This is a genomic window from Brachybacterium nesterenkovii (genome assembly GCF_900163655.1).
GTDB classification, from domain to species: Bacteria; Actinomycetota; Actinomycetes; order Actinomycetales; family Dermabacteraceae; genus Brachybacterium; species Brachybacterium nesterenkovii.
The window spans coordinates 60357-84247 of record NZ_FWFG01000107.1; the positions used below are offsets into that span (position 1 = coordinate 60357).

Annotated in this window: 22 protein-coding genes; 9 read left to right on the plus strand and 13 right to left on the minus strand. The window is 72.5% G+C overall.

From position 1 onward, the window contains the following. Positions 1-10: 10 nt before the first annotated feature. From FM110_RS12260 to FM110_RS12275, 4 genes are all read left to right on the plus strand, one after another. Positions 11-1603, plus strand: a complete 1593-nt coding sequence (locus FM110_RS12260) for an aminopeptidase P family protein (protein ID WP_087105055.1) — start codon at positions 11-13, stop codon at positions 1601-1603. 76 nt (positions 1604-1679) lie between these two features. Continuing rightward, positions 1680-3017, plus strand: coding sequence for a magnesium transporter MgtE N-terminal domain-containing protein (locus FM110_RS12265; protein WP_200810242.1), 1338 nt, complete (start codon positions 1680-1682; stop codon positions 3015-3017). A 3-nt stretch (positions 3018-3020) separates the two neighbouring features. Beyond that, positions 3021-3809 carry a DUF1003 domain-containing protein gene (locus FM110_RS12270; protein ID WP_087105028.1) on the plus strand — a complete coding sequence of 263 codons (789 nt, stop codon included), beginning with the start codon at positions 3021-3023 and terminating at the stop codon, positions 3807-3809. After that, a complete protein-coding gene (locus tag FM110_RS12275) occupies positions 3806-4927 on the plus strand; it encodes an Mrp/NBP35 family ATP-binding protein (protein WP_234992449.1) in 1122 nt (373 codons plus the stop codon). The genes FM110_RS12270 and FM110_RS12275 overlap by 4 nt, the downstream gene beginning before the upstream one ends. Positions 4928-5034: 107 nt before the next feature. Here FM110_RS12275 and FM110_RS12280 read toward each other — a convergent pair whose 3' ends face one another. Continuing rightward, complete coding sequence (locus tag FM110_RS12280; RefSeq protein ID WP_087105029.1) at positions 5035-5472, minus strand: twin-arginine translocase TatA/TatE family subunit; 438 nt, start codon at positions 5470-5472, stop codon at positions 5035-5037. Between the two features lie 179 nt (positions 5473-5651). Between FM110_RS12280 and FM110_RS12285 the strand changes: the two genes are divergently transcribed. Further along, on the plus strand, positions 5652-6302 hold the full coding sequence (locus FM110_RS12285) for an O-methyltransferase (protein ID WP_087105030.1): 651 nt from the start codon (positions 5652-5654) through the stop codon (positions 6300-6302). A gap of 69 nt (positions 6303-6371) precedes the next feature. Here the strand turns inward: FM110_RS12285 and FM110_RS12290 are convergent, their stop codons facing one another. The 5 genes from FM110_RS12290 to FM110_RS12310 all read right to left on the minus strand — a co-directional run bounded on the left by FM110_RS12290 (position 6372) and on the right by FM110_RS12310 (position 11741). Beyond that, positions 6372-6542: a DUF3117 domain-containing protein gene (locus FM110_RS12290; protein ID WP_087105031.1), complete on the minus strand. Its 171-nt coding sequence runs from the start codon at positions 6540-6542 to the stop codon at positions 6372-6374. Between the two features lie 123 nt (positions 6543-6665). After that, positions 6666-7076, minus strand: a complete 411-nt coding sequence (locus FM110_RS12295; RefSeq protein ID WP_087105032.1) for a hypothetical protein — start codon at positions 7074-7076, stop codon at positions 6666-6668. After that, a complete protein-coding gene (locus FM110_RS12300; protein WP_087105033.1) occupies positions 7073-7867 on the minus strand; it encodes an LOG family protein in 795 nt (264 codons plus the stop codon). Before FM110_RS12300 ends, FM110_RS12295 begins: the two co-directional genes overlap by 4 nt. Positions 7868-8027: 160 nt before the next feature. Next, positions 8028-9155, minus strand: a complete 1128-nt coding sequence (gene dapE, locus FM110_RS12305) for a succinyl-diaminopimelate desuccinylase (RefSeq protein ID WP_087105034.1) — start codon at positions 9153-9155, stop codon at positions 8028-8030. A 123-nt stretch (positions 9156-9278) separates the two neighbouring features. Continuing rightward, positions 9279-11741, minus strand: a complete 2463-nt coding sequence (locus FM110_RS12310) for an FAD/NAD(P)-binding protein (protein WP_234992450.1) — start codon at positions 11739-11741, stop codon at positions 9279-9281. A 121-nt stretch (positions 11742-11862) separates the two neighbouring features. Between FM110_RS12310 and FM110_RS12315 the strand changes: the two genes are divergently transcribed. Next, entirely contained in the window at positions 11863-12324 is a 462-nt protein-coding gene (locus FM110_RS12315; RefSeq protein ID WP_087105035.1) for a DUF3817 domain-containing protein, read from the plus strand. Positions 12325-12396: 72 nt separating this feature from the next. On the opposite strand, the gene FM110_RS12320 is transcribed toward FM110_RS12315, so the two are convergent. Next, the gene (locus tag FM110_RS12320) at positions 12397-13830 is read right to left on the minus strand and encodes an APC family permease (protein ID WP_234992451.1); all 1434 of its coding nucleotides are present in this window, start codon (positions 13828-13830) and stop codon (positions 12397-12399) included. 120 nt (positions 13831-13950) lie between these two features. Between FM110_RS12320 and dapD the strand changes: the two genes are divergently transcribed. The 3 genes from dapD (at position 13951) to FM110_RS12335 (ending at position 17024) form a co-directional block, all read left to right on the plus strand. Beyond that, entirely contained in the window at positions 13951-14943 is a 993-nt protein-coding gene (gene dapD / locus FM110_RS12325) for a 2,3,4,5-tetrahydropyridine-2,6-dicarboxylate N-succinyltransferase (protein WP_087105036.1), read from the plus strand. Positions 14944-15036: 93 nt separating this feature from the next. Beyond that, positions 15037-15975, plus strand: a complete 939-nt coding sequence (locus FM110_RS12330) for a hypothetical protein (protein WP_087105037.1) — start codon at positions 15037-15039, stop codon at positions 15973-15975. Positions 15976-15983: 8 nt separating this feature from the next. After that, the gene (locus FM110_RS12335; RefSeq protein ID WP_087105038.1) at positions 15984-17024 is read left to right on the plus strand and encodes an NAD(P)H-dependent flavin oxidoreductase; all 1041 of its coding nucleotides are present in this window, start codon (positions 15984-15986) and stop codon (positions 17022-17024) included. A gap of 29 nt (positions 17025-17053) precedes the next feature. On the opposite strand, the gene pflA is transcribed toward FM110_RS12335, so the two are convergent. The 6 genes from pflA to fdxA form a co-directional block, all read right to left on the minus strand. Then, on the minus strand, positions 17054-17911 hold the full coding sequence (pflA, locus tag FM110_RS12340; RefSeq protein ID WP_087105039.1) for a pyruvate formate-lyase-activating protein: 858 nt from the start codon (positions 17909-17911) through the stop codon (positions 17054-17056). Between the two features lie 203 nt (positions 17912-18114). Next, a complete protein-coding gene (grcA2, locus tag FM110_RS12345) occupies positions 18115-18366 on the minus strand; it encodes an autonomous glycyl radical cofactor GrcA2 (protein ID WP_087105040.1) in 252 nt (83 codons plus the stop codon). 68 nt (positions 18367-18434) lie between these two features. Next, the gene (locus tag FM110_RS12350; protein ID WP_087105041.1) at positions 18435-20546 is read right to left on the minus strand and encodes a pyruvate formate lyase family protein; all 2112 of its coding nucleotides are present in this window, start codon (positions 20544-20546) and stop codon (positions 18435-18437) included. A 356-nt stretch (positions 20547-20902) separates the two neighbouring features. Further along, positions 20903-22252: a citrate synthase gene (locus FM110_RS12355; protein ID WP_087105058.1), complete on the minus strand. Its 1350-nt coding sequence runs from the start codon at positions 22250-22252 to the stop codon at positions 20903-20905. Positions 22253-22290: 38 nt separating this feature from the next. Beyond that, on the minus strand, positions 22291-23451 hold the full coding sequence (gene dapC, locus FM110_RS12360) for a succinyldiaminopimelate transaminase (RefSeq protein WP_087105042.1): 1161 nt from the start codon (positions 23449-23451) through the stop codon (positions 22291-22293). A gap of 3 nt (positions 23452-23454) precedes the next feature. Then, entirely contained in the window at positions 23455-23781 is a 327-nt protein-coding gene (gene fdxA, locus FM110_RS12365) for a ferredoxin (protein ID WP_087105043.1), read from the minus strand. Positions 23782-23891: the final 110 nt, after the last annotated feature.

Here is a 23891-nt window from a genome sequence, read left to right on the forward strand (position 1 = left end):
CACCACCCCCATGCCCGATCCCAGCGCCGCCGTCGAGAGCGCCCTGAGCCCCTCCGCACCGAGCGCCCCTGCCGCGAGCACCTCCTCCCCGAGCGGCCGACCCGACGGCCCGAGCCCCGAGGAGCTCGCCTCCCGGGGCGACACCCGCTCCCAGCGCCCGACGAGCGATGCCTTCCGCTCCTTCATCGCCGCCGGCTGGGACGACGCGGTGCCCTCCGCCGAGCGCCGCGCGGTCGCGGACTTCACCCCCGCGCGCCGCGACGCCCTGGTCCGCGCGCTCCCGCGGACCCGCATCGTGCTGCCGGCCGGGGTCCTGAAGACCCGCAGCAACGACACCGACTACCCGTTCCGCCCCGACACCGCCTTCGCGTACTACGGCGGCCTGGGCACCGACGAGGAGCCGGACTCGGTGCTCGTCGTCGAGCCCGACGCCGAGGACCCGCAGCAGGCCACGGCCACGTACTTCTTCAAGCCCCGCGCGGGCTTCGACTCGACCGAGTTCTACGCGGACTCGACCTACGGGGAGCTGTGGGTGGGGCGCCGTCCCACCCTCGCCGAGGTCGAGGCGCGCCTGGGCATCGCCTGCCGCCACATCGACGAGCTGCGCGATGCGCTGGCCAAGGATGTGGGCGCGCACCTGTCGCTGACCGTGATGCCGGGCGTCGATCCGTCGATCGAGGCGATGGTCTCCGAGATCCGCGAGCAGAACGGCCTGCCCGGCGGGGACGACGCGGTCGCCGAGGCCGATCGCCTGGCCGAGGCCGCTTCCGAGCAGCGCCTGGTCAAGGACGAGCACGAGGTCGCGCAGATGCGCGAGGCCGTCGCGGCGACCATCCGCGGCTTCGAGGACGTCGTGCGCCGCCTGCCCGACGCGGTCGCCCACGCCCGCGGGGAGCGGGTCATCGAGGGCGCGTTCAACGCGGTCGCGCGCGCCGAGGGCAACGCGATGGGCTACGAGACGATCGCCGCGAGCGGCGCGCATGCCGGCACCCTGCACTGGATCCGCAACGACGGTCCCGTCCGGGAGGGCGACCTCGTGCTGGTCGACGCGGGCGTCGAGGTCGATTCCCTGTACACCGCGGACATCACCCGCACCCTGCCGGTCTCCGGCACGTTCTCGCCCCGCCAGCGCGAGGTCTACGACGCCGTCCTGGAAGCGGCCGATGCCGCGTTCGCCGTGGCTCGTCCCGGCACGCGCTTCCGCGAGCTGCACGCGGCGGCGATGCAGGTGATCGCCCGGCATCTGGAGCAGTGGGGCCTGCTGCCCGGGACGGCCGAGGAGTCGCTCGCCGAGTCCGGCCAGCAGCACCGCCGCTGGATGGTCCACGGCACGAGCCACCACCTGGGGATGGACGTCCATGACTGCGCGAAGGCGCGGCGCGAGATGTACCTCGACGCCGAGCTGGTCCCCGGCATGGTCTTCACGATCGAGCCGGGCCTGTACTTCCAGGCGACGGATCTGCTGATCCCGGAGGACTTCCGCGGCATCGGCGTGCGCATCGAGGACGACGTCCTGGTGACCGAGAGCGGCGTCGAGAACCTGTCTGCGGCGCTGCCGCGGACGGCCGACGAGATCGAGGCCTGGATGGCGTCGCTGCGCTGATCCGCCCGGCGGGCGTCGTCTATCCCACGGCGCCCACCCCTGCCCGCGCCCGGACGCGAGCACTACGCTGGATCGCGTGAACTCCTCGTCGCGCTTCTACGTCGCCCGTCTCGCCGGGACCTCGGTCTTCGATCCCCTCGGCGACCCGGTCGGACGCGTGCGCGACGTGGTCCTCTCGCCGCACGCCCGCGGCGCGCGCGCCGTCGGCATGGTCGTGGAGGTGCCCGGCAAGCGCCGCGTCTTCCTGCCGATCACCCGCATCACGTCGATCGACGCGGGCCAGGTGATCATCTCGGGCATCCTCAACGTGCGGCGCTTCGAGAAGCGCAGCGCGGAGCTGCTCGCGATCGGCGACCTCCTGGACCGCACCGTGACCCTCACGGACGGCAGCGGCGAGGCCACGGTCGAGGACATGGCGCTGGACGAGAACCGCCACGGCGACTGGGAGCTGTCCAAGCTCTACATCCGCCGCCGCAAGCGCTCGGGCTCCTCGCTGGCCAAGCTCATGGGCGGTCGCGGGGAGACCCTGACCGTCTCGCTGGACGAGGTCACCGGGCTCTTCGGCACGCAGGCCGAGCAGTCGGCCGCCCTGCTGCTCGCGTCGTACGAGGACCTCAAGCCCGCCGACCTCGGCGAGATCTTCCAGGAGATCGACCCCAAGCGCCGTCTCGAGCTCGCCGCGGAGCTGTCCGACGACCGCCTCGCCGACGTCCTCGAGGAGCTGCCCGAGGACACGCGCGTGGAGATGGTGACCGCCCTCGAGGCGGCCCGCGCCGCCGACGTCCTCGAGGAGATGAACCCGGACGACGCCGCGGATCTGGTCCAGGAGCTGCCCGAGGGGGTGGCCCAGCGCCTGCTGGCGCTCATGGAGCCCGAGGAGGCCGAGGACGTCCGCCGCCTCATGGCCTACGACGAGTACACAGCCGGCGGCATGATGACCACGGAGCCGCTGATCGTCGCCCCCGAGACGCCCGTGGCCCACTGCCTCGCGATGATCAGCCGCGAGGAGCTCTCCCCCGCCCACGCGTCGACGGTGCACGTGTGCCGCTCCCCGCTCGAGACCCCGACGGGCCGCCTGCTGGGCATCGTCCACTTCCAGCACCTGCTGCGGGAGCGCCCCGACCGCCCGGTGGGCGAGATCGTCGACTCCGACCGCCACGACCTCGCACCCACCGCGCTGCTGCACGACGTCACACGCGAGATGGCCACCTACAACCTGGTCTCCCTGCCCGTCTGCGACGCGGAGGGGCGCCTGCTGGGCGCGGTCACGGTCGACGACGTGCTCGACCACGTGCTGCCGGAGGACTGGCGCGAGCAGGACGAGCAGCCGACGATCACCGGCCAGATCGACCTGTCGGAGATCGCCCGGCGCATGGACGAGGACAGCTCCGACGACGATGCACGGGAGGGGTGACGGATGACGGACACGAGCAGGACCTCGAGCACCCGCGGCGCGACCGCGAAGAGCAAGCAGGCCGATCGGCGCGCGCGCCAGGCCCGGCAGGGCGTCGGCATCGACGATCCGGCGCCTCGCCGCGGCCTGCGCCTGCGCAATCCGCTGTCGGGCGACATGTTCGGCCGCGGCGCCGAGGCCTTCGCGCGCTTCATGGGCACCCCGGCCTTCCTGGTGGGGATGACGGTGTTCTGCGCCGTGTGGCTGGGCTGGAACACGTTCATGCCCGAGCCGATCCAGTTCGACCCGCGCGCCCTGAACTTCACGCTGCTGACGCTGATCCTGTCGCTGCAGGCGTCCTATGCGGCGCCGCTGCTGCTGCTCTCGGACAACCGCCAGGCCGACCGTGACCGCGTGCAGGCCGAGCAGGATCGCCAGTCCACCGAGCGCAACCACGCGACGACGGACTTCATCACCCGGGAGATCGCGACGCTGCGCCTGGCCCTGAACGAGGTCGCCACGCGCGACTTCGTCCGCGGCGAGCTGCGCGACCTCCTCGAGGAGATCCAGGCGGAGGACGACGACGCGGAGCGTCCTGCGGCCGCCCGCCCGTCGGACACGCACGGCGACGGCGCGCACGGCGACGGCGCGCCCGCCGCGTCCGGCACCGCCGTCTCTGCACCCGGGATCGACCCCGAGGCGCTGCGCGCGCTGCTGCGCGAGGAGATCGCCGCCGCGCTCCGCGAGCAGACGCCGCCGCGACATGCCCCTGGAACGCCGCTCACCACCCCGAAGGGAGCCGACGCCCCGTGACCGACGACCGCGTCACCCGGATCCGTGAGGCGCTGGACCGCGTCATCGACCCGGAGATCCACAAGCCCATCACCGAGCTCGGGATGGTCGATGCCGTCGAGGTGGACGAGAACGGGGCCGCGCTGATCCGGGTCCTGCTGACGATCGAGGGCTGCCCCATGCGCGGCCGCATCGAGAAGGACACCGCGGAGGCGGCGGCCACGGTCCCCGGGCTCACCGAGGTGCGCGTGGAGACGTCCGCGATGACCGAGGAGCAGCGCGCGGAGCTCACGCGGCGCCTGCGCGAGGGCCGCCGGGCGATCCCCTTCAACGAGCCGGGCTCCCTGACCCGCATCCTGGCGGTGTCCTCCGGCAAGGGCGGCGTCGGCAAGTCCTCCGTGACGGCGAACCTCGCGGCCGCGATGGCGCTCGATGGGCTGCGCGTGGGCGTGCTCGACGCGGACATCCACGGCTTCTCGATGACCGGCATGCTCGGCATCACCGACCGCCCCACCAAGGTGGGCGACCTGCTCATGCCGCCGGAGGCCCACGGGGTCAAGGCGATGAGCATCGGCATGTTCGTGCCCCAGGCTCAGGCCGTCGTGTGGCGCGGACCCAAGCTGCATCGGGCGATCGAGCAGTTCGCCTCGGACGTCTACTGGGGCGATCTGGACGTGCTGCTGCTGGATCTCCCGCCCGGGACGGGGGATGTCGCGATCTCGGTCGCCCAGCTGTTGCCGCGGGCGGAGATGCTGGTCGTGACAACCCCGCAGCCCTCGGCCGCGGGGGTGGCCGAACGCGTCGGCTCGCTCGCCGCCTCCGTCGAGCAGGACGTGGCGGGCGTGGTGGAGAACATGAGCTGGATGGAGCTGCCCGACGGCTCCCGCTCGGAGGTGTTCGGCACCGGCGGCGGCGAGCGCGTCGCCCAGACCCTCACCGACGCCATCGGGCATCGGGTGCGCGTGCTGGGCCAGGTGCCGCTGGACCCGCGACTGCGGCAGGGCGCCGACGACGGCGTTCCCGTCGTGATCTCCGCGCCGGAGTCGGAGGCCGCGCGCGTGCTGCGGGAGATCGCCTCGGCGCTCGCGCATCGGCCGCGCGGGCTCTCGGGGATGAAGCTGCCGCTCAGCGTCGGCTGATCCGCGTCGTCGACGGCGGACCCGGCAGGTCGATGGCGTGCCGGGCATGTCGACAACGGACCCGGTGCGACGGCGCGTCGATGCGTGCCAGCCGGTGGCTCAGCCGATCAGGTGGCCTCGTCGTCGAAGGGAGCGCGGCCCGGGCGCGGGTCGTCATCGGCATCCCGCGCCGAGGACGAGCCGCTGCGGCCCTTGTCCCCTCGCGCGGCCGCCGCGACCCCGGCGACGCCGGCCGCGCTCGCGCCGACCACGGACTTCGTGTCCTCGACCAGCTCCTCGAGCGGAGTGGTGTCGCCCCAGGCGTCGCGGATGATGCGCCGCGGGTCGTACTGGCGCGGGTCGTACTTCTTGAGGTCCTCGACCGCGATGCCCATCTCGGACTCGACGGTCTCGCGGGAGTCCTCGACCCACTGCCGGGCCTGGCGGACCAGGCGGATGATGCTGCGCGTGTACTCCGGCAGGCGCTGCGGGCCGACGATCAGCACGAAGACCAGGACCAGGATGATGAATTCCCAGCCGCCGATCCCGACAAACGACGATCCCACTGCAGCACCTGACCTCTGTTGGCAACGGCCGTCATTATGGCAGAGTCCCCCGGGACGATTCCGGCGCTCCCGCGGTGCTGACGTACCCTGGACGCGGCGACGCCGTCGGCGCCGCAGTCCATGCAACACCGCGCACGTCCGGCCCCTGTGTCGGCGCCGTCCCGGGAGGTCGAAGGGTCATGCCGTCAGGAAAGGTCGCCAGCTGGGCGTTCTGCGAGGAGTTCATCGCCGAGTCCGCGCTGTTCTCCGATGAGACCGTGCTCGAGCGGGCCCGCGAGCGGGCGACCGAGCTGGGCATCGACCCCGTGCTGCCCGGCGCCGGCGTGCTGCTGCGCCTTCTCGCCGCCTCCGTGGACGCGCGGTCCGCCGTCGAGATCGGCACGGGCGCGGGCGTCGGCTCCCTCTACCTGCTGTCCGGCATGAACGACGCCGGCGTGCTGACGACGATCGACCCGGAGTTCGAGAACCAGCGCGCCGCCCGCGAGGCCTTCACCGACGCCGGGATCCGCCCCGCCCGGGCCCGCACCATCGCGGGCTCGCCGCGCGACGTGGTGGGCCGCCTCACCGATCACGCCTACGACCTCGTCTGCTTCCCCGCGCAGACCCCGCATGCGGAGGACCTGCTCGGGCACGCCGAGCGCCTGCTGCGTCCCGGGGGCGTCCTGGTGATCACCAACGCCCTGTTCCACGACCGCGTGGCCGATCCGGCCGCTCGCGACGCCGAGACGGTGCGGATCCGCGCCCTGCTGCACGCCGTCCAGGGCTCGGAGAACCTCCGTGCGGCCCTCGTGCCCAGCGGCGACGGGGTGCTCGCGGCCGTCCGCCGCTGACGCGCGCCAGAGACGACGATGGGGCCCGCCGAGCAGATCCTCGGCGGGCCCCATCGTCGTGCGGGAGCTTCAGTCCTTGATGACGCCGTCGAGGGCGGCGCGCAGCTCCGCGGCCTCGTCCAGCGAGATCTCCACGACCAGACGGCCGCCGCCCTCCAGGGGCACGCGCATGATCGTGCTGCGGCCCTCCTGAACGACCTCGAGGGGACCGTCCCCCGTGCGTGGCTTCATTGCGGCCATCGGCCTGCCTCCTGAGTTCTTCGATGTGCTGAGACGCCTGCGGGGCCTCACAGCCGGGCCCGTCCAGCGGGTCGGACGGCACCCATTATCTCAGGTTTCGCTCGGCGTGCGTCACACGGTTCCTCAACCGGACGTGCGAGGCGCCTCCGGAGGGTCGGGGTCGGTGCCCGCCGAGGCGGCAGGAGGTCCGCTCGCCTCGTCCGGGGCGTCATCCGGCTCGGTCTTCGAGTCCGGCTCGTCCTCCGCCGGGGCCTCAGCGTTCGCGGCCTCAGCATCCTCGGCCTCGGGCATCGCCGCACGGTCCTCCCCGCTGTCCGCGCGATGGGAGCCGACCGGACCGTCCGCGCTCCTGCCTGCGAACTCGGACTGCACGGCCGTCCGGCGGCGGCGCTCACGGCGGGCCCTCCACCAGGGGTCGCGCGGCTCGTCCATCGTCGCGATCGGGAGCACGCCGAGGGCGCCTAGCACGAAGACCGCGGCGACGGCCAAAGCGGTGCCGAGCAGGATGAGGACGCCGGGCGAGACGGCCGTCATGAGCGGGCGGCCCGGATGACCTCGATCGCCTCGTCGGCGGTGTCGACGACCTGGATGAGGTCGAGATCGCCCGGCGAGATGGTGCCGTAGTCGGCCACGGTGGTGCGGATCCACTCCAGCAGCCCGCCCCAGTAGTGGGAGTCGACCAGGACGAGGGGGAACTTCGAGATCTTGTGCGTCTGGATCAGGCAGAGGGCCTCGAACAGCTCGTCGAAGGTGCCGAAACCGCCGGGCATCGCGACGAAGCCGCTCGAGTACTTCACGAACATGGTCTTGCGGGCGAAGAAGTAGCGGAAGTCGACGCCGAGGTCCACGTACGGGTTCATGCCCTGCTCGAAGGGGAGCTCGATGCCCAGGCCCACGGAGACGCCGCCGGCCTCCTTGGCGCCCTTGTTGCCGGCCTCCATGATCCCCGGGCCGCCGCCGGTGATGACGGCGTAGTCGAGCTCCACGAGCTTGCGGGCGATCTCCTCGGCCAGGGCGTAGTTCGGGTCCGTGGGGGCGGTGCGCGCGGAGCCGAAGATGGAGATGGCCGGGCCCAGCTCGGCCAGCGCCCCGAAGCCCTCGACGAACTCGGACTGGATGCGCAGGACGCGCCAGGGGTCGGTGTGGACCCAGTCGGCGGGGCCGGTGGATTCCAGGAGCTTCTGGTCGGTGGTGCGGCGCGGCCGCAGGGCGCCGCGCAGCGTCACGGGGCCCTTGCGGTAGTGCTGGTCGTCGCCGGCGCGCGCACCGGAGGCGGTCTCCGGGGCGACGGCGGGGAGCTGATCGGTCGTGAGGTCGTCGGTCATGGGCGGGAGACTACTCGGCGCGTCCGACGATTCGGTGACGACCGGTCGACGGCGGGGCGTCAGCGGCCGGGCGATCGGGCGCTCAGGCCCTGGACGCTCTGACTCCGAGGCGCTCGGGCCCCGAGACACTCTGGCCCCGAGGCGCTCCAGCCTGAGGTGCTCAGGCCTCGAGGCCGAGCCAGCGCCCCAGCGTCGCGACCGCATCGCGCAGCTCGTCGACACGCAGGTGCTCGTCGTCGGTGTGGCACAGCAGGGGGTCGCCCGGACCGTAGTTGACGGCGGGGATGCCGAGGGCGCTGAAGCGTGCGACGTCGGTCCAGCCCTGCTTGGCGTCGATCCGCACTCCGTCCCCGAGCGCCGCGAGGAATGCGCGGGCCGGCGCGGTATCGAGCCCGGGCAGGGCCCCGGCGGCGGAGTCGGTCACCTCGATCTCGACGTCGCAGCCCTCCAGCAGCTCGCGCACGTGCGCCTCCGCCTGCGCGGGGGTGGTGTCCGGGGCGAAGCGGTAGTTGACGGTGAGCCGCGCGCGGTCGGGGATCACGTTGCCGGCCACTCCCCCGTCCGCGAGCACGGCGTTGAGGCATTCGCGGTACTGCAGACCGTCGATCACGGCGATGCGCGCCTCGTAGTCCGCGAGGCGATGCAGGACCGGGGCGAGCTTGTGGATCGCGTTGTCGCCCACCCAGTCGCGGGCCGAGTGCGCGGCCTTCCCGCGCGCCGTCACGTCGAGCTTCATCGTGCCCTTGCAGCCGGCCTCGACGCCCGCCGAGGTGGGCTCGCCGAGGATCGCGAAGTCGGCCATGAGGTGCTGGGGCGCCTCGCGGGCGATCCGGGTCAGCGAGTTGTCCGCGGCCGCGACCTCCTCGTGGTCGTAGAACACCCACGTGAGGTCGACGGGCGGGTCCTCCGCGAGGACCGCGAGCTGCAGGAAGACGGCGACGCCGCCCTTCATGTCCACGGTCCCGCGGCCCCACAGCACCTCGGCGCCGTCGCGCTCCTCGCGACGGGAGGGCAGGTTCCGGGCCACGGGGACCGTATCGAGGTGCCCGGCGAGCAGCACCCGCTGGGGCCGCCCCAGGTCGGTGCGGGCGATCACCGTGTCCCCGTCGCGCTGCACCGTCAGGTGCCCGGCGTGCGCCCGCAGCGCCCGCTCGACGGCGTCGGCGAGCGCGCTCTCGTTCCCGGAGACGGACTCGACGTCGACGATCGCGGCGGCGAGGTCGACGATGTCGCCGCGGGGGTCGAGGGCGGGGACCGGTGCGGATTCGGGAGTGTCGGCGGTGCTCATCGCTCCATCGTGCCACGCACGCCCCGGCCCCTCGCCGCGGCGCCGCTCACGAGAACGAGCACGAGCACGAGCACGACCACAGGGCCGTACCGCCCACCGCCGCGCCGTCCACCGCTATGCAGTTCACCACCGTGCCCGCGTCGTCTCCGTGGGGCCGCCGAGCTCGGTGTAGCCGGCGTCGACGATCGACACCGGGCGGCCGCCCCTCGCCCACGTCGTCTCGTCCGCCCGCTCGACGCGCACGGCGAAGCCCTGCGCGCGCCAGGCGGCACGGGTCTCGGCGTCCATGAGGTCGTAGGCGCGCTGGGCCGCGTGCGCGACCTGGGCGACGAGCTTCCCGCTGGTGATCTCGATCAGCGGACTCACCTCGACCGTCACCGGGGCATCCTCGGTGCGGGATTCCCCCTCGTGCACGAAGGTCGTGCCGCCCACCTGGAGCTTGTCGAGGGCGTGCGGGAGCGGGCGGACGGGGCCCGGCGGCAGGGCGCGCACGGCCGCGGGTCCGGCGACCGCGGCACCGAAGGGCACCTCGACGGTCACGCCTTCGAGCTCCTGGACGTCCCGCCAGCGCTTCCCGTCGGCGCGCCGGACGATCTTGCGGATGCGCCCGCCCTCGACCCAGCGGGCGAGGGCGTCATGCCAGGGCCCGCCCAGGGCGCTGCGCTCGTCGTCGAGCAGGGCGACGACGGCGCGCGCCCCGGCCTCGGCGACGTCGACGTCGGCCGCGAGGGCCTTCTTGTCGCGCAGCACGACGATCTGCATGGCCCACGGGACGAGCTCCTCGCCGGACGTCCGCGGCAGCGCCCCGGCGTGGCGGGCGAGGTCGATCGCGGCGCGCTCGGCCCGGCGCAGCAGCTGGGGAGCGGTCCCGGGCTCCGCGGTGATCGCCGATCCCGGCTGGGCGGTGCTCACGGGGATGCCGAGCAGGATGCGCCGGGCGAAGGCCTCGCCGTCGGTGCCGATGAGGGTGCCGTCATCGGCCACATCGATGCTGCCGGTCGCGACCGGCTCGTCGCCGTGACGGTCCGGGAGCAGGGCGGCGCGGACCTCCCCGCGCTCGCGCCACGCCCGCACCAGGGGGCTCGTGAAGCGCGGGAGGTCGACGCCCGGCAGGTGCGCCTCGAGCACCCCGTCGCACAGGACGGCGGGACCGTCGCCGGCGCGCACCGCGAAGCGTCGGGCGCTCTCGTCGACCTCGATGCTCATGGCGGGTCCCGCGAAGACGAGCAGTCCGGCCTCCTCGAGGGCGAGCGCCTCGCGGGCGCGGCGGACGGGCGGCCCGGACGCCCAGGACGCGAAGGCGTTCTTCAGGAACCCGTCGATGTCGCGCAGGAAGCTCACGGACGTGTAGGCGCCGCGGTCCACGAGCTCGTTGACGCGGATCCGCAGCGCCGACAGCACCCGGAACGCGAGCGTCCAGGCCGGGTCGGGGGCGGACGCCGCGGCGATCGCCTCGCGCAGCACGGCCCGGGTGCGCGCGTGGGCATCGGGCAGGGCCCGGGCGCGTCGGCCCAGCGGGAACAGCAGACGGAGGATCGCCTCCTCGTCGGCGAGGGCGTCGAAGCCCGCGCGCGCCATCGCTCCGGTGAGCTCGGCGACCATGAGCGGCAGCACGTCGCGCTCATGGTCGAGGCCGCCGGGCCGGGCGGCGAGGGACTCGACCATGCCGTCGGTGAGGACGGTGGGCTCGTACGGGGCGGGGAGGTGCGGGCGCAGGTCGGGCTTGGGGCGGTAGACCACGCCGGTGCGCGAGCCGACCAGCAGCTGCGGCTCCGCGCCCCCGGGGAGGTAGCGCAGACCGGAGGGGGTCGACGGGTCCTCCAGAAAACGTCCGCCCGCCGCCTCGCACAGCATCCCCACGGCGTCGTAGAAGTTCAGGCCCATGCCCTGGACGGCCACGCGCTCGCGGCCGAGGAGTGCCGTGTCGTCGACCTCGAGGGGGTTCGCGGACGGCACATGGAGCAGGCCCAGGCGCTCCGCGGCCTCGGCGATTCGCCGCGAGCGGGGCGAGGGCGCGGTGGCGAGGTGCCCGAGAGCGAGCACGACGGCATCGACCTCGAGCACCTCCCCGTCGTCCAGGAGCACGCGCTGAGGGCCGTCGAGCGGACCCGTGACGTCGCGGGCCTCGGCGGCGCGGCGCACGATCCGCAGCCGGGAGGGGTCGGCCGCGGCCTCGGCCTGCGCGAGCACGGTCAGCAGGTAGCGCCCGTGCTCGGCGCGGGGCGCGATGTCCGCGGGGCCGTAGCCGCCGTTCTCCTCACGGCCGAGGAACTCGGCGAGGGTCTGAGCGCCCTCGACGGGCAGCACCGGGGCGCAGGAGGCGTCGGGGTACATCGTGGTCTGGCAGGTGGCGGTGTTCATGACCAGCGCGCGGCTCTGATTGGTGCGCCAGACGGCGCCGCCGCGGTCGACGTGGGGGTCGATCAGGTGCACCTCGACGGCTCCGCGCCAGGCCTCGGTCCGCGAGGCCGCGCCGAGGCGCTCGATCACGGCGATCCCGCGGGGTCCGGCGCCGATGACCGCGAGGCGGCGCAGGGGCATGCGGTCGGCGGGCGGGACGGACGCGGGCGGGGCGGGCATGGTCATGCGCTCCAGTATCGGGCCCTCCCCGCGGTGGTCCGGACGAGCGGGCCCCTCGCGACGGGTCGCGCATCCGCGCGGGACCTTCCTCCCTGCCGCTCCCAGACTGATGTGACACCCTGTCAGCATGTTCCGCTCGCCCCACCGCCTGTACCGCCTGCTCGCCGTCGCCGAGGTCATCACCTGGGCCATGCTCATCAGCGGGATGATCCTCAAGTACGTCCTGCACGTCACCGAGCTGGGCGTGCGCATCGGCGGCGGGATCCACGGCTTCGTGTTCCTCGCCTACTGCGCGGCCACGGTGCTCGTCGGCGTCGACCAGCGCTGGGGCGCCGGGCGCATCGCCCTCGGGCTGGGCAGCGCCGTTATCCCCTTCGTCACGGTCGCCTTCGAGCGCTGGGCCGAGCGGCGCGGCATGCTCGCGGAGGTCTGGCGGCTCCTCACCGAGTCCCCGCGCACGGCCGCGGAGCGCCTGGCGGCCGTGATCCTGCGGTGCCCGGTCCTGTCGGCCGTCGTCATCCTCGTTCTCGTGGCTGTCGTGTTCGCGCTCCTGCTGCAGGCGGGCCCGCCCACGCAGTGGTTCTCCTGAGCCGAGACCGCACGACGCGCTGCACACGCTCCGCTCGGCCCCGCTCCCCGGGGGCTTCCCGGCGCCGGGCGATCAGACCACCGCGGCCCGCTCACCCCCGCCGACGCGCCCCAGCAGCATCACGACGACGCCGATCAGCGCCCAGACGGCGCCGACGATCAGCGCCATCGGGGTCGAGTTCACGAGCACGACCAGCAGGACGATCGCTCCGAGCACCGGCACGAGCAGGTGCGAGAGCCAGGAGACGGAGCCTCCACGGCGACGGACGACGAACCAGGCGATCACCGAGGCGTGGACGAGGACGAAGCCGATCAGCGCACCGACGTCGACGATCGAGACGATGCGGTCCAGCCCGTCCTCACGGGTCGCGGCCCACAGGGCGACGAGCACGTTCCCGGCGGCGGTCACGAGGGTGGCCGGCAGCGGCGCGCCGGTGCGCTCGGAGACGCGGGCCAGGGAGCGGGGCATCGAGCCGGAGCGGCCCATGTCCAGCAGCACGCGGGACGCGGCGGCCTGCCCGACCAAGGCGGAGAACGCCGCACCCACGGCCTTGGCGAGCGCGAGCAGCCAGTGCAGGACCGGGGAGATCGACTCGTCCACCATCGTGTAGTAGGCCGCACCCTGGAGCGAGGGATCGGCCTGCAGCTCGGCGGTGGTCAGCGGGCTCAGCAGGGAGCCGATGTAGGTCTGCGCGGCGAACAGGACACCGGCGACGACCAGGCACACGAGCGTGGCGCGCCCGATGACGCGCGAGGAGCCCGTGGTCTCCTCCGCGAAGGTGGCCAGGGCGTCGAAGCCGAGGTAGGACAGGACGGCGACGGCGACCGCCCCGAGGATGAGGTGCCAGTGCAGACCGTCGGCCCCGCCGGTCAGCGGGTCGAGCCAGGGGCGCACGGGGCCCGTGCGGACCAGGGTGATCACTCCCCCGATCAGCACGACCAGGAGGATGGCGACCTCGGCCACGACGACGGCCATCGAGACCCGGGCGGTCACCCTCACCCCCGCGAGGTTGAGCGCCGTGGTGAGCACGACGGCGCCGGCGACGAACACCCAGACGGGGACGGCCGGGAACAGGGAGCCGAGCGCGATGCCGGTGAACAGGTAGGCGACCGACGGGATGAGCAGGTAGTCCAGCAGCACCATCCATCCGGCCATGTGCCCGGTGCGCCGGCCGATCGCCTCGGAGGCGTAGGCGAACACGGAGCCAGCGCGCGGCACGGCGCGGGACATGAGGGCGTAGCTCGAGGCGGTCAGCGCCATGGCGGCGGTCGCGACGAGGTAGACGATCGGGACGACGCCGCCGGACTTGGCGTCCAGGGTGCCCCAGACGCCGACGGCGGCGGCCGGGCCGATGAACACGAGACCGTAGGCGATCAGCTGGGCGAAGGTGACCTCGCGACGGAGGCCGCTGGCGGGGCCCGCGGAAGCGGCGGGATCCGCGGCAGACGGAGAGGCCGGGATCGAGGGGTCCGATGGGGAGTTCGAGGAGGAGTTCGGAGCAGTCACGTCGCCAGATTATGTCCGCCCCAATCTCCACTGAGTGCCGGGGTCGCGCACGCCACAGGCTCCACCGCGGACGCGCCCGCTCCCTGGGAGCTTCCCGGCACCGTCCGTAGAATCGACCTCATGACGACTCCCGACGCCCAGTCCTCCGACCCGACCGCCGCCCGCCCCGCCTGGGGCCTCGGCCTGGCCACGCGCGCCGCCGACGGCTCCGTCCTCGACGTCTGGTACCCCGCCCCGCAGCTCGGCGAGGCCCCCGCCGACGCCCGCGAGCAGGAGCTCGCCGCCTCCCTCGAGTCCGCCGCCCGCAAGGACGCCGAGCGCGGCACCCGTCAGGAGGTCGTGCTCGCCGCGATCGATCTGGACGCCGCCCCGGCCGACGCGGTCGACGCCTACCTGCGCCTGCACCTGCTGTCCCACCGCCTGGTGCGCCCCAACGAGCAGAACCTCGACGGCCTCTTCGGCGCCCTCAGCAACGTCGTCTGGACCACCGAGGGCCCCTGCGCCGTCGCCGGCTTCGAGCAGACCCGCCTGCGCCTCGCGGCAGCGGGCCGCACCCCCACCGTGCTGTCCGTGGACAAGTTCCCCCGCATGGTCGACTACGTCCTGCCGACGGGCGTCCGCATCGGCGACGCGGACCGCGTCCGTCTGGGCGCCCACCTCGCCGAGGGCACGACCGTGATGCACGAGGGCTTCGTGAACTTCAACGCCGGCACGCTGGGCACCTCGATGGTGGAGGGCCGCATCTCCCAGGGCGTCGTCGTCGGCGACGGCTCCGACGTGGGCGGCGGCGCCTCGACGATGGGCACCCTGTCCGGCGGCGGGACCGAGCGCGTGCGCATCGGCGAGCGCTCCCTGCTGGGCGCCGAGTCCGGCATCGGCATCGCGCTCGGCGACGATTGCGTGGTCGAGGCCGGCCTGTACGTCACGGCCGGCACCAAGGTCACCCTCGTCGCGCCGCGCGGCGCCGAGCCGGACGGCCGCGTCGTCAAGGCCCGCGAGCTGTCGGGCCAGAACGGTCTGCTGTTCCGCCGCAACTCCCAGACCGGCGCCGTCGAGGTCGTCCCCCGTGAGGGCCGCACCGTCGAGCTCAACGACGCGCTGCATCAGAACTGACGGCCCGGTCGGGACTGCGCCGTGAGGGCCGCACTGTGGGGACCGTGCGTGAGGACTGTTCTGTGAGGGCGGCCGCATGAGGACCCCGCGGTGATGGCCGCTCGGCGCAGCGCCAGCTCGGGCCCGATCCGCCCCTGGATCGTGCCGCTCGTGCTGCTCGCGGTCTTCGCGTTCATCGTCGGCGGCACGTACGTCGCGCTCACCGGGTACAGCTCGTCCCGCCGCTCGGGCGCCTGCACGGCGTCCGGCCTCGGGACGAGCCACGGGTACGCGAGCGAGCGGACCGCCAACGCCGCGCTCATCACGGCCGTCGCCGTCGATCGCGGACTGCCGCCGCGCGCCGCGTCGATCGCGCTGGCGACCGCATACCAGGAGTCCAAGCTCGAGAACATCTCCCACGGCGACCGCGACTCGCTCGGCCTGTTCCAGCAGCGGCCCTCGCAGGGCTGGGGCACCGAGCAGGAGATCATGGACCCGATCCACGCGAGCAACGCCTTCTACGACGCGCTCGAGGAGATCCCCGGCTACCAGTCCATGCCGCTCAACGACGCCGCGCAGAAGGTCCAGCGCTCCGGCTACCCCGAGGCCTACGCGGACCACGAGACCGAGGGGCGCCTGTTCGCGAGCGCCCTGACCGGGCACTCCGGCGCGAATCTCGTGTGCGATCTCGCGGCGGCCGACGGTCCTGTCTCCCCCGAGGGTGTGCGCGCCGAGCTCGAGCGGCAGTTCCCGCGCCGCACGCAGGTCGGATCGATCACCTCCGCGCTCGCGGCGGCCAGGAAGGCCGCCCCGAGCGTCCCCGTCACCGCCGGGGCGACGGCGCTGGTCATCGACCCCCACGGCGATGAGACCCTCGGCTGGGCGCTCGCGAACTGGGCGGTCGCGCAGGCCGCCGATGCCTCCGTCGTCCAGGTCTCCTACGCCGGGCGCACCTGGGCGCGCTCCTCCGATCAGAACGCGACGCCCGGCAGCTGGGCGACGCGCGAGGGCGGCGACGCCGCCCGCGTGGTGGTCCTCGTCGCGGGGGCATGATGGCGGGCATGGCTGCCGTGCTGCTGGACTCCCGTCTCCCCCTGGTCGCCGCCCCGCTGGCGGGCGGACCGACCACTATCGCCCTGGCCCGTGCCGTCGCCGCCGCGAGCGCCTTCCCGTTCCTCGCCGGCGGCGACAAGGATCCCGCGGCCCTGGCCGCCCAGATCACCGAGCTCCGCGCCGCCCTGGCCGCCGACGGCTCCGCCCCCGCCTTCGGCGTGAACCTCTTCGTCCCGCAGGCCCCTCCCCCGGATGCCTCGGCGATCGCCGCCTACGCCGAGCGCCTGCGCACGGACGCGGACGCGCTCGGGGTGCGCCTGGACCCGGCGCCGATCCATGACGACGACGCCTGGCGCGCGAAGCTCGATCTGCTGCTGCGCGATCCCGTGCCCGTCGTGTCCCTGACCTTTGGGCTCCCGGACGGCGCGGACATCGCCGCGCTCCGGCAGGTCGGAACCCGTGTGCTGGCGACCGTCACCTCCGCGGACGAGGCGCTCGCGGCGCGGGACGCCGGGGTCGACGGGCTCGTGATGCAGGGATGGGGCGCGGGCGGGCACAGCGCGATCCACGATTCCGCACACGATCCCGTCGTCATGCCGACCGCGCGCCTGGTCGCGGCTGTCCGCGAGGCCGTGGACCTGCCGCTCATCGCCGCTGGCGGCGTCGACGGACCGGCTGCGGTCCGCGAGCTGCTGGAAGCCGGGGCGCAGGCCGCGGCGATCGGGACCCTGCTGCTGCGCACGCACGAGGCGGGCACCTCGCCGACGCATCGGGCGGCCCTCGCCGATCCTTCGCTGACCGAGACGGTCCTGACGCGCGCCTTCACCGGGCGCCCGGCTCGGGCCCTGCGCACGTCCTTCATCGACCGCCACGGCGCGGCGGCGCCGACGGCTTACCCGGCGATCCACCACCTCACCCGCGAGCTGCGCGCCGCCGCGGGCGCGGCCGGGGACGCCCAGCGCCTGCACCTGTGGGCCGGGACCGGCTGGCGCACGGCGCGCGAGGAGCCCGTGGCGCGAGTGATCGAGCGCCTCGCCGCGGGGGTCTGACAGGGCCGCGGACGAGGTCGACCCGGCCCTCAGTAGACCCGGATCCCCCGCTGGGCGAACTGGTCGCGCACGCGCTCGACCATGCGCTTGTCGGGCGCCGAGACGCCCCGCAGCTTGTAGTCCAGGCCCAGGTTGTTCCACTTGTCCTCGCCCATGTTGTGGAACGGCAGCACCTCGACGCGCTCGACGGAGTGCGGCCACCGGGACACGATGTCCGCGACGCGCTCGACGTTGTCGTAGCTGTCGGTCCAGCCGGGGACCACCACGAAGCGGATCCAGATCTTGATGCCCAGGCGCTCGAGACGGTCGCCGAAGTCGATCGTCGGCTGCAGCGAGCGCCCCGTCAGCGGTTTGTACACCTCCTCGCTGCCGGCCTTGACGTCCAGCAGCACGAGGTCGACGTTCTCGAGGAACTCGTCGGTCGCGTTCGCCCCCAGGAAGCCGGAGGTGTCGATCGCGGTGTGGATGCCGAGGGCCTTCGCACGCTGCAGCAGGTGCTCGACGAACACGGGCTGCATGAGCACCTCGCCGCCCGACAGGGTGATGCCGCCGCCGGAGGCCTTGAACACGCTGCGGTAGCGCTTCATCCTCTTGACCAGGTCGTCGAGCGTGACGTCCTGGCCGTCCTTCATCTGCAGCGTGTCGGGGTTGTGGCAGTACACGCAGCGCAACGGGCAGCCCGAGAAGAACACGGTCATGCGGGTGCCCGGGCCGTCGACGGCGGTCACCAGCTCCCACGAGTGGATCGACGCGAGGGTGCCCTCGCGGATCGCGGCCAGGCGGTCGGAGCGCTGGAACTCCGCCTCGTCGATGCCCTCGATCCCGGCGCCCAGACGGCGCTCGGTGGTGCGGACGCTGGGAAGGCCCAGCTCGATGCCCTGGCTCATCGCTCGATGCCCCGCTTCATGGTGCGTGGTACTCCCTGTCCTCGGTGGCGGTCGATGGGTGCGCTCCCGCTTCCCGGGCGCAGCCGGGAGAGACCCCGGCCACGGCGCCGGGCGGGGAGCACGACGGCGCCGGACAGGCGTGATCGCCTGCCCGACGCCGTCAACGGTACCGGGTGCAGCACCCGGCTCCGCTCTGCCTGCGCTCAGGCGCCCTGGTGGAACGTGCGGTCCAGGACGTCCTGCTGCTGCTCGCGGGTGAGCTTGACGAAGTTCACCGCGTAGCCGGAGACGCGAACGGTGAGGTTCGGGTAGTTCTCCGGGTTCTCCATCGCGTCGAGCAGGGTGTCCTTGTTCAGGACGTTGATGTTGGCGTGGTACAGGCCGGACTCCATGTTGTTCTCGGCGCGGTTCGCCTTCATGGAAGCCATGCGCTCGTCGAACGTCTTCGTAGCCATGAGTGATCTCCTTGTAAGAGGTGGATAGCGTGGGTGATCGGTCGGAGGGGGCGGGACGCCCGGGAGGCTCAGGCCTCCTCGGCGTCCTCCATGATGAAGCCGGAGTCCAGCACGCCGACGAGGTTCTTGATCTGCTCGCCCTTCGTGCGGCCCAGGCCCTGCGGGGTGATCGTGTTGGTCAGCGAGATGCCGTCCAGCGCGTCGTTGTAGTCGAGCTTGCCGACGCTCAGCATCGACGCCACCATGCCGTGGGAGTCCATGCCGTTCTCCGGGTTGGCGCCCGGCGCGAAGGGGGTGCCCTTCTCGTGCCCCGAGGGGAACGCGCCGGTGGCCTTGCCGTAGACCACGTTCGAGGTGATCGTCAGCACCGACTGCGTCGGGATCGCGTCGCGGTACATCGGCATGGTCTTGATCTTCTCCATCACGGTGTGGACGATCGTCGCCGCGATGTCGTCGGCGCGGTCGTCGTCGTTGCCGTAGACGGGGAACTCGCCCTCGGTGATGTAGTCGGTGACCAGGCCGGTCTCGTCGCGCACCGGGGTGACCTTGGCGTACTTGATGGCCGACAGCGAGTCCGCCACGATCGACAGGCCCGCGATGCCGCAGCCCATCGTCCGGACGATGTCGGAGTCGTGCAGCGCCATCTCGATCGACTCGTACGCGTACTTGTCGTGGCTGTAGTGGATGATGTTCAGCGCCTCGACGTACGTGCCGATGACCCAGTCGAGCATCTCCTCGTACTTGGCCCAGACCTCGTCGAAGTCCAGCGGGCCATCGCCCTGGATCGGCTCGAACAGACCCGGCTCGGTGACCTGCTTGCCGCTCATCTCGTCCCGGCCGCCGTTGATGGCGTACAGGAGGGCCTTGGCGGAGTTCACGCGGGCGCCGAAGAACTGCATCTGCTTGCCGACCTTCATCGGCGAGACGCAGCAGGCGATCGCGGCGTCGTCGCCCCAGCGGTCGCGGATCTGCTTATCGGACTCGTACTGCACCGAGCTGGTCTCGATCGAGATCGCGGAGCAGAACTCCTTGTAGCCCTCGGGGAGGGTCGGATCCCAGAAGATCGTGATGTTCGGCTCCGGGGCCGGGCCCAGGTTGCGCAGGGTCTGCAGGAGGCGGAACGAGGTCTTGGTGACCTGGCTGCGGCCGTCCTCGGACATGCCCGCGTCCGACCAGGTGGCCCAGTACGGGTCGCCCGAGAAGATCTGGTCGTAGTCGATGGTCCGCAGGAAGCGGGTGATGCGCAGCTTGACGACGAGAGCGTCGATCATCTCCTGCGCGTCCGTCTCGGTGATCGTGCCGGCCTTGAGGTCGCGCTCGAAGTACGCGTCGAGGAAGGGCGAGAGACGGCCGATGGACATGGCCGCGCCGTCCTGGGACTTCACGGAGGCGAGGTAGCCCATGTAGGTCCACTGCACGGCCTCGTGCGCGTTCTTCGCCGGGCGGCGCAGGTCGAGCTTGTACTCGTCGCCGAGGCGGATCAGCTTCTTGAGCGCCTTGATCTGCTCGGAGTGCTCCTCGCGGTAGCGGGCCCAGTGCTCGGAGAAGCCCTCGGCGAGCGAGGCGTCCTTGGCCTTCGTCTTCTCGGCGATCAGGTAGTCGACGCCGTAGAGGGCCACGCGGCGGTAGTCGCCGATGATGCGGCCGCGGCCGTAGGCATCGGGCAGGCCGGTGATGATGTGGCTGGAGCGCGCGGCGCGGATGCGGGGGGTGTAGATGTCGAAGACCGCGTCGTTGTGGGTCTTGCGGTACCGGGTGAAGATCTTCTTGATGTCGAGGTTCGGCTCCTTGCCGGCCTCCTTGATCGCCGTCTCCACCATGCGCCAGCCGCCGTTGGGCATCATGGCGCGCTTGAGCGGGACATCCGTCTGCAGACCGACGATCACGTCGTCGTCCTCGCTGATGTACCCGGCGGGGAAGGCGTCGATGTCGGCCGGGGTGTCGGTGTCGACGTCGTAGACGCGGCGGCGGCGCTCCTCCGACAGGTAGTTCTTCTCCAGGGCGTCCCACACGCGGAGGGTCTTCTCCGTCGGACCCGCGAGGAACGAGGCGTCGCCGTCGTACGGGGTGTAGTTGCGCTGGATGAAGTCGCGGACGTCGATGCCCTCCTGCCACGGGCCGGCGACGAATCCCTCCCACTCCGGTGTGGTGGTCTCGACGCGATCGATCGTTTCCGTCATGGGAAAAATCCTCCTCGGTTCGGTGGAACCGTGGCCACCGGGGGCGGTGGCCTCGGGTTCTGCATCTAGGCTAGGGAGCGGTCGGGACCTTCGGTCCGCCGAAGGTCCCAGATGCGGCGCTAGGGCGGGTGACGTCACTCACGACCCTGCCGTACCGGGACGGATACGGCAAGAGCAGGCACCCGGGGACGCCGACGGCCCCCGCTGGATTCGGGGGCCGTGGGACCTGATCGGCGCGGTCCTCCCGGGGCGAGCGGGGCACCGGCCACGCCCCCGCAGCCGTGCGGTGGTGGCGCGCCATCGCGCGGCGGCGAGTGCGCGCGGCCGACAGGAAAGGGGACGACCGAGGCGCGCCGTCAGCCGCGCTGCTGCCGCTCCAGCTCGGCCTGCAGCTGGGCCAGGCGCAGCTCGCTGGTGCCGGTGCGCTGATGCATCTCGACGTAGTCGCGCTTCGGAAGGCCCGTGTAGATCTGGCGCGGACGCCCGATCTTCGTCGCCGGATCCTTGATCATCTCGGTCCACTGCGCGATCCAGCCGGGCATACGGCCGATCGCGAACAGCACCGTGAACATGTCCGTCGGGAAGCCGATGGCCTTGTAGATGATGCCCGTGTAGAAGTCGACGTTGGGGTACAGGCGGCGCTCGACGAAGTAGTCGTCGGCCAGCGCGATCTCCTCGAGCCGCATCGCGAGCTCGAGCCGCTCGTCGTGGACGCCCAGGCGCTCGAGGACCTCGTCGGCGATCGCCTTGACGATCTTCGCCCGCGGGTCGTAGTTCTTGTACACCCGATGGCCGAAGCCCATCAGGCGGATGCCCTTCTCCTTATTCTTGACCTTCTCCATGAAGTCCGCGGGATCCATGCCGGAGTCGCGGATCCCGTCGAGCATCGTCATGACCGCGGCGTTCGCGCCGCCGTGCGCCGGGCCGGAGAGCGCCCCGATGCCCGCCGAGATCGACGTGAACAGGTCCGCCTGCGCGGAGCCGACGAGGCGGACGGCCGAGGCCGAGCAGTTCTGCTCGTGATCGGCGTGGAGGATCAGCAGCTTCTCCATCGCCCGCACCACCACGGGGTCGGCGATGTAGTCCTCGACCGGGAACCCGAAGGTCAGGCGCAGGAAGTTCTCGATGAGGGAGAGCCGGTTGTCCGGGTACATGAGGGCGTGGCCGTGGGCGACCCGGTGCGCGTAGGCCGCCATCGTCGGGACCTTCGCGAGCAGGCGCGCGGTCGAGATCCGCACCTGCTCGTCGTCGTAGGGGTCCAGCGAGTCCTGGTAGAAGGTCGACAGCGCCGAGACGCCCGCCTGCATCACCCGCATCGGGTGCGCGTCGCGGGGGAAGCCGTCGAACAGCCGCTTGAACCTCTCGTCGAGGAGCGTGCGGCGCAGCACCGAGGACTCGAAGTTCTCGAGCTGGCCCGACGTCGGCAGCTCGCCGTGGATCAGCAGGTAGGCGACCTCGAGGTACGAGGACTTCTCGGCCAGCTGCTCGATCGGGATGCCGCGGTAGCGCAGGATCCCCTCGTCGCCGTCGATGTAGGTGATCGCCGACGTCGTGCTGGCCGTGTTCATGAACCCGGGGTCGTACGTGACGTCCCCCGTGGTCCTGCGCAGAGGGCCGATGTCGAGGCCGCTGTTGCCCTCGACCGCGGGCACCACGGCCAGTTCGAGGTCATGGCCGTCATGGCGGAGCGTGGCCGACGTCGTCATCTCATCCACGGGCGGTTCTCCGATCAGGGGATCCGGTGTCAGGGGCGGGTCAGGCGCTCCGCCGCCGCGTCGATGCGCTCGTCGGAGGCCGTCAGGGCGATCCGCACGAAGCCGTCGCCCGCACCACCATAGAACATCCCCGGGGCGCACAGGATCCCCAGGTCGGCGAGACGCGCGACCGACGCCTCGGAGCTCTCGCCGAAGGCGGTCCACAGGTACAGACCGGCCTCCGACCGGGGGATCCGTCCTCCCGCTGCCTCGAGCGCGGGCCGCAGCACGTCGCGACGCCGACGGTAGATCTCGCGCTGGGCGTCGACCGCGGCGTCGTCGTCGAGCGCCGTCGCCATCGCGGCCTGGACGGGCCCGGGCAGCATCATCCCGGCCTGCTTGCGGATGGCCGTGAGCTCGGCGACGAGGGCGGGGTCGCCCGCGACGAACGCGGCCCGGTAGCCGGCGAGGTTCGACTGCTTGGACAGCGAGTACACGCACAGCAGGCCGGTGAGGTCGCCGCCGTGGACGCGGGGGTCGAGGATCGAGGTCACCGCGTCGACGTCCCACGGCAGCAGGGCGTAGCACTCGTCGGAGGCGACGACGATCCCCCGCTCGCGCGCCCAGTCGACGAGGGAGCGCATCCGCTCGACGGAGAGGACGGCGCCGGTGGGGTTGCTCGGCGAGTTCAGCCACAGCAGGCCGATGCGGTCGATCGCCGCGGTGCCCCCGGGGGCGTCGGCGAAGGCGGCATCGCCCTCATCGGCCAGGCGCTCGATGTCGACGGGGACCGGGTCCGCGCCGACGAACAGCGCGCCCATCTCGTACGTCGGGTACGCGATATGGGGGAACGCGATGGCGCCGCCGGCACCGATGCCGACCTGGAAGGGCAGGTGCGCGACGAGCTCCTTAGAGCCGATCGTCGACAGCACGCTCTCGACGCCCAGATCCGCGGGAGCGCCGAGGCGGCGCTGGACGAAGCGGACGAGGGCCTCGCGCAGCGCCGGCGTGCCGATGGTGGTCGGGTACCCGTGGGAGTCCGCGGCGTCGGCGAGGGCCTGCTGCACCGAGGCGGGGGTCGGGTCGACCGGGGTGCCGACCGAGAGGTCGACGATGCCGCCCGGGTGCTGCTCGGCGCGCGCACGGTGCGGGGCGAGGGAGTCCCAGGGGAAGGCGGGCAGGCGCCCGGCGAGGGAGACGCGACGCGCCACGGGTCACTCCCCCGTGTTCTGCGGGGGCAGGGCCTCGATGAGCGGGTGGTCCTTGTCGATCACGCCCATCTTCGCGGCACCGCCGGGCGAGCCGAGGTCGTCGAAGAACTCGACGTTGGCCTTGTAGTAGTCGGCCCACTGGTCTGGGAGATCGTCCTCGTAGAAGATCGCCTCGACGGGGCACACGGGCTCGCAGGCGCCGCAGTCGACGCACTCGTCGGGCTGGATGTACAGGCTGCGGTTGCCCTCGTAGATGCAGTCCACGGGACACTCGTCCACGCACGCCCGGTCCTTCACATCGACGCAGGGCAGGGCGATGACGTAGGTCATGGTGGCGTTCCTTCCAGGGGCGCTGACGTGCAGGGGACGTGCACGCGGGCACGGGGCCGAGGCGTGCGGCCGGGCGAGACCCCATCATCGCATCGTCGCCTGGACGGGTG